Here is a 16,862-nt window from a genome sequence, read left to right as displayed (position 1 = left end):
ATCTATTTATCGAATTTTCAGTGTTGCCAGCCCGGCCAAAACCAGAATGACGGTAATAATCCAAAAGCGCACTATGACCCGGGGTTCCGGCCACCCCTTTAATTCAAAGTGGTGGTGCAGAGGCGCCATGCGGAAAATTCGCTTTCCCGTTAACTTAAATGATGCGACCTGCAAAATTACGGAAACCGTTTCCATTACAAAGACACCGCCCATAATGAACAGGACAATTTCATGGCGGGTAATCACCGCGATAATGCCCAGTGCCGCACCCAGTGCCAGGGCGCCTACGTCCCCCATAAATACTTGGGCCGGATAGGTGTTAAACCATAAAAATCCGAGCCCGGCACCGCCGAGGGCCGCACAGAACACCGCCAACTCTCCAGCGCCGGCAATGGCCGGGATATGCAGGTAGTTGGCAAACTCCATATGACCAGACAGATAAGCGATAACCCCAAGGGCACCACCCACCATCACGGTGGGCATAATCGCCAAGCCGTCGAGACCATCGGTCAGATTCACTGCATTACTGGAGCCAACGACCACAAAGTAGGTCAGCAATATAAAAGTTACCGGCCCCAGGTTTATCGCAACATCTTTAAAGAAGGGGACAAAGAACTGGGTTTCTGCCGGGCTTGAGGCACTCATGTACAGATAAATAGCCGCACCTAAGCCCGCGATGGACTGCCAAAAATACTTCCAGCGGGCGATAAGACCACGGGGGTTTTTGTAAACGACTTTTTTATAGTCATCCACAAAACCTACAGCACCGAACACAAAAGTCACCAGTAAAGTGACCCACACATAGCGGTTGCTGAGGTCGGACCAGAGCAGTGCCGAGGCGAAAATCGAGGCGAGAATCAGTGTGCCCCCCATCGTTGGGGTGCCAGATTTACTCAAATGGCTTTGCGGGCCATCATCCCGAATCGCCTGCCCTACCTGCAAATGGTTTAACCAGTGGATCATGCGCGGACCCACGAGCAGTGAAATACCCAGCGCCGTCAACGCGGCCATAATTGCGCGCACGGTCAGGTAGTTAAACAGCGAAAAACCGCTGACGTGTTGTTGTAATAGCTCCGCTAGCCAAAGCAGCATTACTTCTCCCCTCTGCTATTGCCAAGCAGTGCCTGCGCGACTAATTCCATACGGGCGCTGCGTGATCCTTTAACCAAAACTGTGGTTTGTTCATCCAGTTGTTGAGTGAGAGCAGTAACCAGGGGTTCCCTCTCTCGATAATTGCGCAGAGACTCTTGTCTCCCCGCAGAAAAGGCCATACTGGCGGCAGTGCCCAAGGGCCCCAGGGTAAACAGCGCATCCAAACCGCGCTCCCGCGCCAAAGCGCCAACACTTCGGTGCATTTCCTCGGCATCGGGACCCAACTCCGCCATGTCCCCCAATACCAAAATCTTTTTGCCCGAACGCTGTGACAGTAACTCAATAGCCGCGCCTACTGAGCCCGGGTTCGCGTTATAGCTGTCGTCGATAACTGTTGCGCCGGCAATACCGGCCTGCTCTTGCAGGCGCCCTGCGACGCCATTCACGGTGTTGAGTCCGCTGATAATTTCCAGTGCAGGTATTCCTGCGGCAAAAGCACAGCCCGCCGCAACCAAGGCATTGTGAACGTTGTGTTCACCGAGTAATTTCAGACTTACCGGGTGGGCAACACCTTCGATAACCAGGTCAAAAGAGGGGCAACCACTGGAGTTCAATACAATATTATCCGCGTGGATAGGGCACTCATTGGACAACCCAATAGCCAGGGTTTTTACTCCCTCGGGGATATTCTGCAACCAATAATTCGCGTAGTTATCATCGCTATTGATCACCGCCGTCGCCGATACGTCCAAGCGGGTATAAATCTGTCCTTTGGCTTTGGCGATCCCATCAACAGAGCCAAAACCTTCGACATGTGCCGGCATTACGTTGTTTACCGCAGTCACCTGCGGCTTGCCGATACTACACAGGTAACCGATATCATCGGGACCATTAGCCCCCATCTCGAGAATCAAGGCATCGTGCTGTGCTGTCAGCCCAAGCAAAGTCATCGGCAACCCAAACTGGTTGTTTAGATTTCCCTCGGTGACACAGGGCGTATGGCTCTGAGAAAAAATGGCTGACAACATCTCCTTGACGGTGGTCTTGCCACAGGAGCCGGTAATAGCCACAACCAATCCGTCAAATTGTTCGCGGCACTGTAAGCCAATTTGCCCCAGTGCGATCGTGGTATCTTCAACACGCCACTGTGGCAAACTGCAACTGGGCACTTCGCGATCGACAACCAAGCCCAGTACCTGGCCATCCAGCTCACCGACAAAGTCATGCGCATCAAAATTTTCACCAACCAATGCGACAAACAGAGACTTGGGGTCGAGCTTGCGGGTATCGGTGCAGACCTGTGCAAACTCCACAGAGCCATTGATCAGTTCGCCACCAAAACGGCGTTGCAGTTGCTCCAGAGTAAGGGGCTTAATCACCTTGGCTCTCCTCGCCTTCACTGAGCTGGCCCGTATTGTCCACGCGCGCTTTAAGAGCAGCCGCAGCCTGCTCGCGATCGCAGAAGTGAATTTTTTCACTGCCGATAATTTGGTAATTCTCGTGACCTTTACCGGCGATCAACACAATGTCTCCCGGCTGTGCGGCAGATACCGCTTGAGCAATAGCGGTTGCGCGATCAGCTTCCACTTCGATATTGCTGGCGGCGCCCTCGAGAATATCGTCGATAATTTTTTGCGGATCTTCGCTGCGGGGGTTATCGCTGGTCACAATGGCACGGTCTGCCATTTCCGAGGCAATACGCCCCATCGCCGCGCGCTTACCTGTATCCCGGTCACCGCCACAACCAAATACACAGCACAAATTGCCGCGACAATAAGGGCGCGCGGCCGCTAGAGCGGCCCTAAGGGCATCTGGGGTGTGGGCGTAATCTACCAGTACGCCCACCTCGCCGGCGCCCTCAACCAGGACTCGCTCCATACGCCCCGGCACCGCTTGGATAGTGGGAAAAGCGGCGAGAATATCTTCAAAAGGCATACCCTCTGCCGCCGCTGCGGCAACCACCGCCAGGGCATTGTGGATATTGAAATCACCGATTAGGGGGGCGTGTAACTCGCCAGAACCCCAGGGGGAATTGAGTTTTACAGAGAACCCCCGCTCGTGGCGGCGCAGATCGGCGACATGCAAGTCGCCCGCCTGCAAGCCATAAGTCAGAACACGCAGGCCGCGTAATTTACAGCGCTCCGCCAGCTGGGCACCAAACGGGTCATCCAGATTGATAATGCCGCGCTTTAGTTTCGGCAGCCCGAAAAGCTTCTCTTTGGCCGCGCCGTAAGCGGCCATATTGCCGTGATAATCCAGGTGGTCGCGGCTCAAATTGGTGAAAATTGCCGTATCAAAAGTCAGCCCGTGTACACGCCCCTGGGAGAGCGCATGTGAGGAAACCTCCATCGCCGCAGCGGCAACGCCCCTATCGCGGTAGCTGGCGAAATCCGCCTGCAAACTCACCGGATCAGGGGTCGTTAGGCCCGTCTCTCGCAATTCGATTTGGCTATCTTTCCAGATACCGTTGCCAATGGTGCCTATCAGTGCGGCACTGCCAAAGTGGCGGGCCAGCAATTGGGAGATCAAATAGGCGCAGGTGGTTTTACCGTTGGTACCGGTCACTCCAACCAGGTGCATTTCACCACTGGGATTGCCGTGGAAGCGCGCAGCAATTTCCCCTACCCGCTTGGCCAGACCGGGCACACTGACCACCTGGATGTCATTGCGACTTTTGCACTCCAGCTTGTCGCCGTCGGCGAGTACCACCGCAGCGCCGGCAGCAATTGCCGCATCGATATATTCACGCCCGTCGACGACAGAGCCGCGCAAAGCCATAAATGCGTCACCGGCTTTAATCTTGCGGCTGTCCAGGGCAATACCACTGACAGGAATATCGGGTATACCGGCGTAACCCGGCACCAATTCTTTGATGGAAACAGAATGTTGTTCGCGCTGACTCACGATTTTGAACCCCTCTCGCTTAACTGCGCGGCCAATTGTCCTTCCGCCGATTTAATTTTTTCCGGTGGAACCTGCAACAGGCGCATAGCACCAGTCATCACCGCACCGAATACCGGCGCGGCTACTTCACCGCCGTAATATTTGGCGTGACTGGGATCATCAATAACAACTACCGCGGCAAGGCGCGGATTATCAGCGGGAATAAAGCCCGCAAATACCGAGCGGTAGCGATTATCCGCATAACCACTACTGCCAACTTTGTGTACAGTGCCGGTCTTGCCGGCAACGCGATAACCCTCTACAGCGGCAAGGCGACCGGTGCCGCGGGAAATCACCGTTTCCAACATCGCTGTAACCTGCTGCGCCAAGGGCTCTTCGATAACCTGCTCAGGCGTTTCCTGCGCTTTGTCGGCGGATAAAACCAGAGAAACCGGGCGCTTAACCCCGGTATTCGCCAGCACACTGTAGGCTTGGGCCAATTGCACGGCGTTGACAGTTAAACCGTAGCCGAAGGCGAAATTGGCCCGCTCGATTGGGTGCCAGCGACTGCGAGTCGGCAGAATACCCGGTGCCTCACCGGGAAAGCCGCTCCCCACAGCTTCGCCCAGGCCCAAGCGATAAAAGAGTTCGCGCAGAGAATTTGGTTCCAAATCGAGGGCAATTTTTGTAATTCCCACCTGGCTCGACTTGGTAATAATTTTGGTGAGATCCATTTTCCCGTAATTAATCGGGTCTACCAGGGTTTTCCCCGGCACCCGAATATATCCCGGGCTGGTATTTATTTCTGTTTTTGGCGTGTAGCGCCCGGTCTCCAAAGCCGCCAGTACCGTCAAAGGCTTTACCGTAGAACCCGGCTCAAACTGATCGATCAGCGCGCGGTTGCGCATGGCTGCCGACTTAACGCCCTTGCGGTCATTGGGGTTAAACGAAGGTTGATTGGCCATCGCCAACACATCGCCGCTCTGTGTGTCGAGAATCACCATAAAGCCCGAAGCGGCACCGTTTTCCAACACCGCTCGCTTTAATTCCCGATAAGCCAAATACTGTAGGCGCATATCGATAGACAGGCGTAAATCCCTGCCCGGTTGCGCCTCCTGGCGAATGGCTAAATCCCTTACCGTGCGCCCTTTCAGGTCTTTAATTACCTGGCGAGATCCCGCCTGCCCCGACAGCCAGTCATCGTAGGCCAACTCCATCCCTTCCTGGCCGCGATCGTCGATATTGGTAAAACCGAGAAGCTGGGCCACCACTTCTCCTGCGGGATAAAAACGCCGATACTCTTTTCTACTGAAAACACCGGTAATTCCCAGCGCCAACACCTCTCCAGCTTCTTCCGGGGACAGGTGACGGCGCAGGTACATAAACTCTTTATTGCGGTATTTTTCCAGGCGCTCGCCCAGTTTGGAGGGTTGCAAATCCAGTGCACGGGCCAAGTGCGCTAAATTTTCATTATTTATTTCACGCAGTAATTTGGGGTTGGCCCACAGACTGTGGACCGGGGTACTGACGGCGAGCAGCTCACCGTTTCGGTCGACGATAGAGCCTCGATACGCGGCAATTTCCTCGGTGCGCAGAGTTCGCGCTCGCCCCTGATCCTGCAGGAAACGGTATCCGCGCTCAGCCGCTGGCACCACTTGCAGCCTGGCCAAATGAAATACCAGTGTCAGGGCGAGCAGGCACAGCGAAACCGCCACCAGCGCAAAGCGCCAGCGGGCAATACCCGGCTGAATATCCTTTTTCTTAACTGCGCCCATGTATTCCCAATTGGCCTTATCTATTTATTCTGCGCCCAGGCTGAGCATGTCACTCTCCAGGCCTGAGCTGCAAAGCTCAACTTGTGCAAACTCTTTTTAATTATCTAAAGGCCAAGGCCCCCCAAAAACGCAGAAACCCCACCGGGCAAACAGCAGGGTATTTACGTCTTAATCTGGAGGCAGCTAGAAGCTAATCCACTACCACCAGTACCTGCTCCGCAGGCGCAGGCATATGCATCTTCAATTTTTCTTGTGCGACCTGCTCGACCCGGCTATATGCCGACCAGGCACTTTTTTCTAAAAGGAGCCGCTCTTGTTCATAGCGCAGCTCATCGTGATTTTTTTGTGCCTTACCCAGCTCGGCGGTCAACTCTCGACTGTGCTGGGTGGTATGGATGACAGATAGGGATGACACTATTACCCCTATCCACATCACTCCCACTCCGAGCAAGGCCTTAGCGGACATCAGCTCAGTTTCCAGACAACTTTTCTGCCACCCGCATTACGGCACTGCGGGAGCGCTGATTTTCGTCGACTTCTACGGTATTGGCCTTCACCGCCTTGCCCACTGAACGCAGCGTCTTGGTTATCTGGCTATCCATAACCGGAAGCCCCCGAGGCAACTGGGGACCGCGCTCTTTTTCCCGGATAAAACGTTTTACCATGCGGTCTTCCAGGGAGTGGAAACTGATAATCACCAGGCGCCCACCGGGTGCCAGTAACTGCAAGGATTTATCCAGCGCACTCTGCAGGTCATTCAGCTCACCATTGATATGGATACGAATGGCCTGGAATACACGAGTCGCGGGATGCTTGCCCTTCTCCCAAGCCGGGTTCGCTTCCTTCACAACTTCGGCAAAATCGAGGGTGCGTGCAAACGGCTCTTCCTGCCGACGCTTAACGATGGCAGCGGCCATCCGCCGGGCAAAACGCTCCTCTCCGTACGCCTTGAACACCCTGGCCATTTCGGCCTCGGCCTCAGTGTTGACCCATTCCGCAGCACTGATCCCCCGACTGGTATCCATGCGCATATCCAGGGGGCCATCCTGCATAAAACTGAAACCGCGCTCCGCCTGATCCAATTGCGGCGAAGACACACCCAAATCGAGCAGTATCCCACTGACCTTACCGGCGGCTTGCCCGGCAGCCTTATCCATATCGGCAAAAGACCCGTGCCAAATGGAAAAGCGGGACTCACCGGCAAATCTCTGCTCGGCAAACTCAATAGCCTGAGGGTCTTTATCCACCCCCACCAACTGACCTTTGGGCCCTAGGCGTTCGAGAATTGAGGCACTGTGCCCTCCCCGGCCAAAGGTGCCATCGATATAAAACCCGTCCGGCTCGGTCACCAGAGCGTCTACGGCCTCGCGCAACAACACACTGCGATGCAATTCTTGAGACACCCCGTACTCCCCTTATAAAGAGAGGGATGCCATTTCCTCAGGCATACCCTCTTCGTTTTCACTATCGTCGAGCCAGGACATCCAGCGCTCCTCACTCCAGAGCTCCAGCTTTTTCCCCTGACCCACTAACATCAATTTCTTTTCCAGCCCCGCGTACTCTCGCAGCGTCGGGGGAATCAACACCCTGCCATTGCCATCTACCTGTAGCTCACAGGCATACCCGATCAGCAGGCGCTGAGCGCGCCGAGCCACTTTGTTAAAACTCGGCAAGGCTTCTATCTTCGGAAGAATTTGCTGCCACTGGGGCGATGGGTATACCAGCAGACAGCGCTCCTCAGTGTGAGCTGTCACCACCAGACAACCCGCACACTCATCCAGCAGCCTATCGCGCACGCGTGCCGGAATTGCCAGACGCCCCTTGGCGTCCATGTTGATTGCGTGGCTGCCCAAATACACGTTCAGTGGTACTCGCTTTGGAGATCGCCCTATCGCGATTTATGCCTGAGTGGCGGGCCCGAGGAGAAAACGGCTCGACTTCAGGTGGACGGTGTAAACACCCACTCACCTGTTACGAATAAACCACAAATTTCCACAATTATCCACTTTTCCCCACGTTCGACACTATAAAACTGGTCGACACAAAGTCAAGGAATTCGACCGCAAAGCCCCTAACCGCCCCCTGTAAAATCGCGGCCTCCAGCGAGGCGGCGGAAACGGCTCCATTTGACACTGTCGTGCCCCCAACCCTAATCCGACCTCTCAAGCCCGCAAGAAGTGAGCTGCGGCTGCATATTGGAGAAGAGATATACACGGCGGGAGGGGCGTAGGACTCGCGGAATCGGCCCCAACTTTAGAGGCAAACAAAAAAGCCCGGCGAGTGCCGGGCTTTCGAAATTGTTGAGCTGGCCTGTAAGCCGGGTTCTGTCGAGGACAATCATTCATCTGGGATGCCTGTCACCAGACACCTCAAGCGACCTACCCGCCCCCAGTGCGGGTCACACCTATAAGGGGGCCTATTTGGTCTTGCTCCAAACGGGGTTTACCGTGCCGCGGACTGTTACCAGCCGCGCGGTGCGCTCTTACCGCACCCTTTCACCCTTACCTGTGCTTCCCCAGACCGAAATCGAGGGAGGCCATCGGCGGTCTACTCTCTGCTGCACTTTCCGTAGGCTCACACCCCCCAGGCGTTACCTGGCGTTCCACCCTATGGAGCCCGGACTTTCCTCCATCGCACAAGGCGACAGCGATTGCCCGGCCAGCTCGGCGCGAAGATTAAAGAGGCGACAGGCGGATTGCAACAGGCAATTGCAGCAATCGACGCCTTATTTTTGTTCCAGGCTCCAGTTGTACAGAATTTTCTTCTTTACTCCGGTGATTTCGGCAGCAATCGCCGCTGCCTTTTTGGGCGGCAACTCCGCCAGCAACAGTGACATGACCCGCTGGGCCTCGCCGTCCAGTTCGCTGTCGCGGGAGCGCTGTGCGCCGCGCACCAACAAAACAATCTCTCCGCGCTGCTGATTGCTGTCAGCGCGAACCCACTCCACCAGCTCCGCCAGGGGCATCAACTGAAAAGTCTCGAAGGCCTTGCTGACCTCGCGGGCAATCACCGCCTCTCGATCGCCGCCAAACGCGCCTGCCATGGCCTCCAGGGTGTCGGCGACCCGGTGTGGGGCCTCGTAGAACACCAGGGTGCGGGTATCCCCCGCCAGCTCCTGTAGAGCCCGCTCACGGGCGCCGGACTTAGCCGGCAGAAACCCTTCAAAGCTGAATTTATCACTGGGGAGACCGGCGGCACTCAGTGCGGCGACAAACGCACAGGCTCCCGGTATCGGAGAGACCTTGATTCCGCGCTCCCGAGCTTCACGCACCAGGCGATAGCCGGGATCGGAGATCAGCGGCGTACCCGCATCGGAAATCAGGGCAATGGTCTGCCCCTGCTCCAGGCGTTGCAAAATCTGCTCGGTGCGCTTGTCATCCGAGTGATCGTGATACGCCATAAGGGGTGTATCGATATTAAAATGGGAAAATAATCTCTGACTGTGACGCGTGTCCTCCGCCGCAACCAGATCGGCACATTGTAGAACTTCGATCGCTCGCGGTACCATATCGGCCAAATTACCAATGGGCGTAGCGACAATGTAAAGCAGCGCCTGATCCGGCCCCATAGCTGTTCACTCCAAATATAAATATTGCGGGAGAAGATTATGTCCGCCTCTTCCCGGCGCACCTCTACTGTAATCACCAGAATGGCAGCTGCCTCACTGGCAGTAGCACTGGCGGCTTGCCAGACACCGGCCTCCCGGCCGAACGTTTACCAGCCGACCTATGCGGCCGGCCACACTGTCAGTCGCAGTGAGGCTGTACGCATGCTGCGCAGTGCCGACACCCTGCCGGCGCCGGCGCGGGATCAACAGCGTCTGCAAGCGGCCGCTATTCTATACGAGCTGGGGGATAAAGAGACGGCAAAAGAGGCGGTAATTCAAATTACCCCCGCGCAGCTGGACGACAACCTCTTTGCCAGCTATGCGCAAATCTACGGCAGTTTGCTCGCCGCAAACGACGATTTCTTTGAGGCCCTCGACCTGGCGACATCTCCGCGCCTGGAAAATGTATGGTCGCAGCTGCCACAGAAGACCGCCCTGCCCCTGCGCAGTCTGCGCGCCGATCTGTGGGGGCTTTTGGGCAACCTGGACAGCGCAATCGATGAGCGGCGTGAAATTACCTATATCGCTCAGTCTGATGAGGCAATCAGCGAGAACAACAACGGCTTTTGGCATCTTCTGACCCAACTACCGTCCAGTGAACTGAAAAGTCGCGCCACGCAGAGCAATGACAGCCAGATGCGCGCCTGGTATCAGCTGGCCCTCCTCGGCCGCGACACCCAGACGGATATCAGCTCGCAGCTGACCGCCCTCAGCCGCTGGCGCGAGCGCTGGCCCGCCCACAGCGCCAACGCCCACCCGCCCCAGGCATTGCAGCTACTGGAGCGCCTGGCCACTCAGCGGGCCGACCGCGTGGCGCTCCTGCTACCGCTATCCGGCCCCCTGGGCAGCGCCGGCAGGGCAATCCGGGATGGCTTTATGGCGGCCCACTACACCGCCCTGAATGCCGGAGGTGCCACCCCGAAAATCATGGTTTACGACACCGGGACCGATCAACCCTTCGAGGAGATCTATCAGAGCGCCGTCGATGCCGGTGCGCAGATGATTGTCGGCCCCCTGGACAAGAGCAAAGTGGCCAACCTGCTCGCCACTGAGAAGCTGCCGGTGCCCACTCTCGCCCTGAACTACGGCGACCAGGGGCGCCTGACCACCGATCTGGTCCAGTTTGGCCTGGCGGTTGAAGATGAGGCGCGGCAGATCGCCCAGCACGCTTACCGGCAGGGCAAGCGGCAGGCGATGGTTCTCGCTGCGGACAGCAGCTGGGGGCAGCGCGGCGCCGAAGCATTCGAACAGGAGTGGCTGCGCCTGGGCGGATCGGTGAGTATTCGCCGGACCTTCAGGGACAACAGCAAATTCTCCGCCCTGGTCAGTGACGCCCTGCTGATTCCCGCCAGCAACGCGCGCAAGAAAGCCTTGCAGAGCCGTCTGGCGGCAAAACTGCAATTTACCCCCCGCCGCCGCGACGATGTGGATATGGTATTCCTCGCCGCCCAACCCCAGCAGGCGCGCCAGCTCAACCCCATGCTGACTTACCACTACGCCAGTGACCTGCCGGTTTACGCCACCTCCCACGTCTTCGGTGGCAATATCAACCGCAACCGCGACAGGGATATGAATGGTATCCGCTTTACCGCCCTGCCCTGGCTGTTTGAAAGCAACCAAACCAAACAGGATATCGAGGAGCAGGCGTCACCGGCGCCGGCCTTTGCCCGCCTGTATGCCCTCGGTGCCGATGCCTTCCGCCTCTACCCGCGCCTGCCCATGCTGCGCCAGTTCCCCGAACAAAAAGTGCACGGCCTCACCGGCGCATTGAGCCTGAGTGCCGATGGTCGCATAGTGCGCGAGCAGATGTGGGCGCGAATCGACAAGGGGGTGCCGGTCCCCATCACGACAGTAGAGCCCCAACTGCCGCAGCGGGAACCGATCGAATTAAGTGGGAACCGTGAAGCTTTTTAAGGGCTCAAGCGGTGCTGTCGGCAACCAAATGGAGGCCGTCGCAGCCCGCTATTTGCAGCGCGCGGGGCTCACCTTACTGGAGCGCAATTATCGCAGTTCACACGGAGAGATAGACCTTATCGCTCGCGACAGCGATACTGTCGTGTTTGTGGAGGTGCGCTTCCGCCGCAAAAGTCAGTTCGGCGGGGCCGCAGCCAGCGTGGATTCACGCAAACAGGCGAAGCTATTGGCCACCGCCAGCCGCTATTTGCAACAACAAAAACTGGACTGTCCGTGCCGCTTCGATGTCCTTGCCATAGACGGCGATGCACAAAACATTCAGTGGATTAAAAGCGCTTTCGAAGCCTGAGGCGCAACCGAGATTTACCCCGTCAAGTTATGGTGAGCCAGAGCTCACCTGAATTAAGGACACAATGGAACAGCGAGTCGTAACCCTTTTTCACCACAGCCTTGAAGCCACAATGAACGCTGGCGAGATACTGGCCCCGCTGATTGCAGAAGCCAGCGAAATGGTGGTGCATACACTCTTGGCAGAGAGCAAAGTCCTGCTCTGTGGCAATGGTGTCAGCGGCGCCCTGGCGCAGAGTTTTAGCTCGCAACTAACCGGTGGCTTCCAGCGCGAACGCCCCGGCCTACCGGCGATGGCGCTCAACAGCGACGGTGTTTCCATGGGAACCGTCGCCCAAAATCACGGCAGCGCCGACACCTTCGCCCACCCGGTTCGCGCCCTGGGACAGCCCGGCGACCTGCTCGTGATCATCAGTAGCGACGGGCGCGACTCAAATCTGGTGCAGGCCATGCGCGCGGCCCGCGATCGGGATATGGGCATACTCGCACTGACCGGCGGTGACGGCGGCGACTGCGCCGCACTGCTCGACACCCACGATATTGAACTGCGCGTGCCATCTGATGTCGCAGCAGAGGTACACCAAGTACACCTTCTGACTATTTTTTGCCTGTGCGACCTGATCGACAGCAGCTTGTTCGGTGGCTACGAGGAATAAACAATGAACAACAGAAAGTTGACCCTGGGGAAATATCTATTGGCTGCCCTCACCGCAACCACCTTGTTAGCGGGATGCAGCACCGTACTGGAGGCCACCCATGACGGCCCGATACAACAGGACCCCGGCCAGCGCTCTTTCGGCACCTATATCGATGATCAACGTATCGAAACGGTGACCACCGTTAATATCAACAAGGCCCACCCGGACCTGAAAATCTCCAACATCAATGTCAACTCGTTTAACGGTGTCGTCCTCCTCACCGGCCAGGTGCCCAGCCAGGAGCTGCGCCTGTTGGCCGGACGCACGGCGGAACGAGTGCAGAATGTGCGCCAGGTCTACAACGAGATCCAGGTGCGTGGCAAGGTCAGCCTACTGGCCAGCACCAGCGATACCTGGCTGACCACCAAAGTGAAAAGCAACCTGCTTGCCAATAAAGAAGTGGACAGTGGCCGTATCAAAATCGTGACCGAAAATGGCGTGGTCTATCTGATGGGACTACTGACCCCCGCCGAGGCCGAGCGTGCGGCCGAGGCAACCCGCTCAATAGGTGGGGTGCAAAAAGTCGTGAAAGCTGTGGAGTACATCAACTAGTCGCCCACAGACGGCATCCACAAAAAACGGAGGCCAAGGCCTCCGTTTTTTTATTGTGCTCAGGTAAGCAACTTATACCCGCTCAATAGCGACCGCTGTGGCCTCACCGCCGCCAATACAGAGGCTAGCGACCCCTTTCTTGGCATCGCGCTTTTCCATAGCCGCCAGCAGGGTGACCAGGATTCGAGCGCCACTGGCACCCAGCGGATGCCCCAGGGCACAGGCGCCGCCATTGACATTGACCTTCTCCCAGGGCAAGTCGAGCTCGCGCATTGCGGCCATAGCCACAACCGCAAATGCCTCGTTAATCTCGAACAGGTCCACATCTGCCGCAGACCAACCGGCATTTTCCAGCAATTTGCCCATAGCACCGACCGGAGCCGTAGTGAACCACTCCGGCTCACGGGCAAACTGGGACTGCCCCTTGAGCACCGCCAGAACTTTCACACCGCGCTTCTCGGCTTCACTTTTGCGCATCAACACCAGCGCCGCAGCGCCGTCGGAAATAGAACTGGAGTTTGCTGCGGTTACAGTGCCGTCTTTGCGGAACGCCGGTTTCAACTGGGGGATTTTGTCCGGGCGGGCATTGCCCGGCGCCTCGTCGACACTCACCTCAACCTCACCTTTACGCGAGGCAATGGTCACCGGAGCGATTTCCCGGGCAAAGTCCCCGCCCTCAATCGCCGCCTGGGCGCGGGCCAGGGATTCCAGCGCGAAGGCGTCCTGCTCTTCGCGGGTAAAGCCGTATTTGTCGGCAGTGGACTCGGCGAAGGTCCCCATCAGCTTGCCATCGGCGGCATTTTCGAGACCGTCAAGGAACATGGAGTCCTTGACCTCTCCGTGGCCCAGGCGCATGCCGGAACGGGCCTTGGCGAGCAGGTAGGGCGCATTGCTCATGCTCTCCATACCACCGGCCACGATAATCTTGCCCTCACCCATCAGCAGGGCATCGCGGGCCATCATCACGGTCTTCATCCCGGAGCCGCACACCTTGTTGACGGTGGTACTCGGGGTGCCCACAGGAATACCCGCACCCAGTGATGCCTGGCGCGCCGGGGCCTGGCCGACGCCGGCCGGGAGCACACAGCCCATCAGCACTTCATCGACATCCGCAGGTGCCACACCCGCATCCTCCAGGGCCGCACGAATCGCCGCAGCACCTAACTGCGGGGCAGTGAGGACTGAAAGGCTGCCCTGCATAGCGCCCATCGGCGTACGCGACATTCCGACAATCACTACGGGGTCCGAAGTTACATCACTCATTCTGGCTGCTCCAAGTTCTGTGCCGCCATCCCTGTGGTGGCGGCAATTGTTTTAATGTCGCCGCATTATAGCCGAAGCCCTACCCCGCTTCGCCAGGGGCTGCGGCTAATACACAGCAGTATCAGCCCAGCGTGTTACTATTTACGCCACCAACAGGGATAAATAGGGAAGTGCTATGGGGTCTACAGGATTTATTGTGCTGCTCAGCGTTGCCGCACTATTTTTTTACATAATCAGCATTTTCAACAAACTGGTTTCACTTAAAAACCGCAGTGAAAACGCTTTTGCGCAGATCGAGATACAGTTAAAGCGGCGCCACGACCTGATACCCAATCTGGTGGAGAGCGCCAGGGCATATCTGAATCACGAGAGGGATACTCTGGAGGCGGTGATCAGTGCGCGCAGTAGCGCGATTTCAGACCTCAAGAGCGCGGCCCAAAACCCCACTAATGCCGCTGCAATCGATAAGCTCGGCCGCACCGAGGGTCTTCTCAACGGCGCCCTCGGCCGTCTGAATATGGTGATTGAGGCCTATCCGGAACTGAAGGCCGACCAAACCCTCACCGAACTCAACGAGGAGCTCAACAGCACCGAAAACCGGGTGGCCTTTGCCCGCCAGGCCTTTAACGACTGCGTCACCAGTTACAACATCTATAAGCAGAGCTTCCCTCCGGTATTCCTGGCCGGCCTCTTCGGGCATCGAGCCGACGCCAAGCTGCTTGAGTTTTCGGATTCGGAAACCTTGCAAGTCGCGCCACGTATCGAGTTTTAAGCTATGAACTTCTATGTTCAGCAGGATAAAGCCAAGCAGAGCAGCCGCTTGCTGGTCTGCCTATTCGCCTTGGCACTCATTACCCTAATCACCCTAACCACCCTGGCGACAGCGGCAATGGTGTCGCTGTCACGCGGCCAGACCTTGCTTCCCTCAGATATAGTGCAAGTCTTGGGCTGGGAAACCCTCGCCTCAATCGCCTTTGTCATCGCCGCCATCGTCGCCCTGGGCAGCCTGTACAAATTCCATCAACTCTCCTCCGGGGGAAAAGCTGTGGCCGAAGCCCTCGGAGGACACAAGCTCAATATTGCCGCGCGGAGTGAACGGGAAAAGCGCGCACTTAATATCGTGGAGGAGATCGCTATTGCAGCGGGTATTCCGGTGCCCGATGTCTACCTCCTTGAAGACACGGCCATCAATGCCTTTGCCGCCGGCCAAACTCCCACAGACGCCGTTATCGGCCTGACCCGAGGCGCATTAGAAAAGCTGACCCGGGAAGAGCTCCAGGGCGTGGTCGCTCACGAATTCAGCCATATTCTCAATGGGGATATTCGCCTTAATAGCCAGATCGTCGGACTGTTGCACGGCATCTTAGTTATTGGCCTGCTGGGGCAACTTTTAGCCAGAGGCCCAGCCCCCCATAGCCGCACAACCCCAGCAAGATATCCACTGCTGGGCCTGGGAATAACCCTGATCATTCTCGGCTATAGCGGCACACTGCTCGGCAATCTGATCAAGGCCGCCGTCAGCCGGCAGCGGGAGTTTCTTGCCGATGCCTCCGCAGTACAATTGACCCGCAACAATCTCGGTATTGCCAGCGCACTGAAAAAGATTGGCGGCTACAAATCGGGCTCACAACTCAGCAGCTCCAATACCGCAGAGTTTAACCATATGCTGCTCGCCGTTGGGGTGAAACACTCGCTACTCAACCTCTTTGCCAGCCACCCACCGCTAGCGGTGCGCATTAAAAGACTGGAGCCCGCCTGGAATGGCCTCTTCAGCAGCGCGGAAAAACCGACAAATAGTGCACCGCAGCCGCCCTCCCCCGGCGAACTGCAAAGTGCGCAGCTCGCCATGGCCGCGCCTACAACACCTTTCCAAGCCGCACTGGATGCCGTCGATAACAGTATTGCCAAACCCGATACCCAGCAAATTGAACTGGGCCATCAACTGCTGGACTCCATTCCAGCGTTGATTCAACAGGCTGCGCACGAGCCTTTTAGCGCCCGAGCACTGGTTTACCATCTTCTTTTACACAAAGATAAGGCCGAGCGAGACAAACAGTTGAAGCTCTTGCAGAAAATCGCCCACCCGGCGGTTATCCGGGAGATGCAAAAACTTAAGCCGCACATGGAGGCACTGCCGAGCAATGCCCGCCTCGCCTTGATCGACTTGTGTATTCCCGCCCTGCGCGCGCTGGTTCCACAGCAGTACCAGGTTTTTAAGCGAAACCTGATTAAGCTCTTGCACAGCAACGGGAAATTAGAGATTTGGGAGTGGGCCCTGTACCGGGTCTTGGTGCACGCACTCGACAACACCCCGGATCGACAGCGCCTCTCCCACAATAAACACGCCAGCAAGGATGCCGCACGCTTTATCCTTGCCGCCGTCGCCCACGCGGGAAACAGCCAGTACCTGCCGGCAAAGCGCGCCTACGAACAAGGACTTAGCGCCCTTAACCTTGAAATCACCCCGCTGCCCGGTAGCGCCGATATCACCCTGCCGCGACTGGATAAAGCCGTTGCAATTGCCGGCCTTATCCCGCCCCTGGAAAAACCCAACCTGCTGAAAGCGATAGTGATCACCCTGAACCACAACGGGGTTATCAAGGCGGAGGAGATCGAATTACTGAGGGCCGTCGCCGACAGCCTGGATTGCCCGATGCCGCCAATTATCAATAGATCCCACCAATAAAAAGTGCGTTAAATTCACTATTTGTAGCAGCATTGATACTGATA

General features: G+C 57.1%; 15 protein-coding genes and 1 other RNA gene. 6 read left to right on the top strand and 10 right to left on the bottom strand.

What is annotated here, in order from left to right; translation table 11 throughout:
• Nucleotides 1-6: 6 nt before the first annotated feature.
• The 9 genes from mraY to rsmI all read right to left on the bottom strand — a co-directional run bounded on the left by mraY (nucleotide 7) and on the right by rsmI (nucleotide 9,318).
• Entirely contained in the window at nucleotides 7-1,092 is a 1,086-nt protein-coding gene (gene mraY / locus ACJJIK_RS20325; RefSeq protein WP_444930038.1) for a phospho-N-acetylmuramoyl-pentapeptide-transferase, read from the bottom strand.
• A complete protein-coding gene (locus ACJJIK_RS20320) occupies nucleotides 1,092-2,471 on the bottom strand; it encodes a UDP-N-acetylmuramoyl-tripeptide--D-alanyl-D-alanine ligase (protein ID WP_444930037.1) in 1,380 nt (459 codons plus the stop codon). The genes mraY and ACJJIK_RS20320 overlap by 1 nt, the downstream gene beginning before the upstream one ends.
• The gene (locus tag ACJJIK_RS20315; protein WP_444930036.1) at nucleotides 2,464-3,996 is read right to left on the bottom strand and encodes a UDP-N-acetylmuramoyl-L-alanyl-D-glutamate--2,6-diaminopimelate ligase; all 1,533 of its coding nucleotides are present in this window, start codon (nucleotides 3,994-3,996) and stop codon (nucleotides 2,464-2,466) included. Before ACJJIK_RS20315 ends, ACJJIK_RS20320 begins: the two co-directional genes overlap by 8 nt.
• Complete coding sequence (locus ACJJIK_RS20310) at nucleotides 3,993-5,750, bottom strand: peptidoglycan D,D-transpeptidase FtsI family protein (RefSeq protein WP_444930035.1); 1,758 nt, start codon at nucleotides 5,748-5,750, stop codon at nucleotides 3,993-3,995. Before ACJJIK_RS20310 ends, ACJJIK_RS20315 begins: the two co-directional genes overlap by 4 nt.
• A gap of 190 nt (nucleotides 5,751-5,940) precedes the next feature.
• Complete coding sequence (ftsL, locus tag ACJJIK_RS20305) at nucleotides 5,941-6,216, bottom strand: cell division protein FtsL (RefSeq protein WP_444930034.1); 276 nt, start codon at nucleotides 6,214-6,216, stop codon at nucleotides 5,941-5,943.
• A gap of 4 nt (nucleotides 6,217-6,220) precedes the next feature.
• Nucleotides 6,221-7,153, bottom strand: coding sequence for a 16S rRNA (cytosine(1402)-N(4))-methyltransferase RsmH (gene rsmH, locus ACJJIK_RS20300; protein ID WP_444943707.1), 933 nt, complete (start codon nucleotides 7,151-7,153; stop codon nucleotides 6,221-6,223).
• 12 nt (nucleotides 7,154-7,165) lie between these two features.
• A complete protein-coding gene (gene mraZ, locus ACJJIK_RS20295) occupies nucleotides 7,166-7,609 on the bottom strand; it encodes a division/cell wall cluster transcriptional repressor MraZ (protein WP_444930032.1) in 444 nt (147 codons plus the stop codon).
• Nucleotides 7,610-8,047: 438 nt separating this feature from the next.
• Nucleotides 8,048-8,416, bottom strand: an RNA gene (gene rnpB, locus ACJJIK_RS20290) — RNase P RNA component class A.
• Between the two features lie 59 nt (nucleotides 8,417-8,475).
• Nucleotides 8,476-9,318 (bottom strand): 16S rRNA (cytidine(1402)-2'-O)-methyltransferase, encoded by an 843-nt coding sequence (gene rsmI, locus ACJJIK_RS20285; protein WP_444930031.1) that lies wholly within the window; start codon nucleotides 9,316-9,318, stop codon nucleotides 8,476-8,478.
• Between the two features lie 39 nt (nucleotides 9,319-9,357).
• Between rsmI and ACJJIK_RS20280 the strand changes: the two genes are divergently transcribed.
• The 4 genes from ACJJIK_RS20280 (at nucleotide 9,358) to ACJJIK_RS20265 (ending at nucleotide 12,869) form a co-directional block, all read left to right on the top strand.
• Nucleotides 9,358-11,271, top strand: coding sequence for a penicillin-binding protein activator (locus ACJJIK_RS20280; protein ID WP_444943706.1), 1,914 nt, complete (start codon nucleotides 9,358-9,360; stop codon nucleotides 11,269-11,271).
• Nucleotides 11,258-11,620, top strand: coding sequence for a YraN family protein (locus tag ACJJIK_RS20275; protein WP_444930029.1), 363 nt, complete (start codon nucleotides 11,258-11,260; stop codon nucleotides 11,618-11,620). The genes ACJJIK_RS20280 and ACJJIK_RS20275 overlap by 14 nt, the downstream gene beginning before the upstream one ends.
• A gap of 64 nt (nucleotides 11,621-11,684) precedes the next feature.
• The gene (locus tag ACJJIK_RS20270) at nucleotides 11,685-12,275 is read left to right on the top strand and encodes an SIS domain-containing protein (protein WP_444930028.1); all 591 of its coding nucleotides are present in this window, start codon (nucleotides 11,685-11,687) and stop codon (nucleotides 12,273-12,275) included.
• A gap of 3 nt (nucleotides 12,276-12,278) precedes the next feature.
• Nucleotides 12,279-12,869, top strand: coding sequence for a BON domain-containing protein (locus tag ACJJIK_RS20265; protein WP_444930027.1), 591 nt, complete (start codon nucleotides 12,279-12,281; stop codon nucleotides 12,867-12,869).
• 72 nt (nucleotides 12,870-12,941) lie between these two features.
• On the opposite strand, the gene ACJJIK_RS20260 is transcribed toward ACJJIK_RS20265, so the two are convergent.
• Complete coding sequence (locus ACJJIK_RS20260; protein WP_444943705.1) at nucleotides 12,942-14,132, bottom strand: acetyl-CoA C-acyltransferase; 1,191 nt, start codon at nucleotides 14,130-14,132, stop codon at nucleotides 12,942-12,944.
• A 175-nt stretch (nucleotides 14,133-14,307) separates the two neighbouring features.
• Between ACJJIK_RS20260 and ACJJIK_RS20255 the strand changes: the two genes are divergently transcribed.
• Both ACJJIK_RS20255 and ACJJIK_RS20250 read left to right on the top strand, forming a co-directional pair.
• Nucleotides 14,308-14,904, top strand: a complete 597-nt coding sequence (locus ACJJIK_RS20255; RefSeq protein ID WP_444943704.1) for a LemA family protein — start codon at nucleotides 14,308-14,310, stop codon at nucleotides 14,902-14,904.
• 3 nt (nucleotides 14,905-14,907) lie between these two features.
• A complete protein-coding gene (locus ACJJIK_RS20250; RefSeq protein WP_444943703.1) occupies nucleotides 14,908-16,818 on the top strand; it encodes a M48 family metallopeptidase in 1,911 nt (636 codons plus the stop codon).
• Nucleotides 16,819-16,862 lie beyond the last annotated feature (44 nt).

It is taken from the genome of Microbulbifer regidiadema (SeqCode) (genome assembly GCF_052466995.1).
This window is presented reverse-complemented; position numbering and strand designations above follow the sequence as displayed.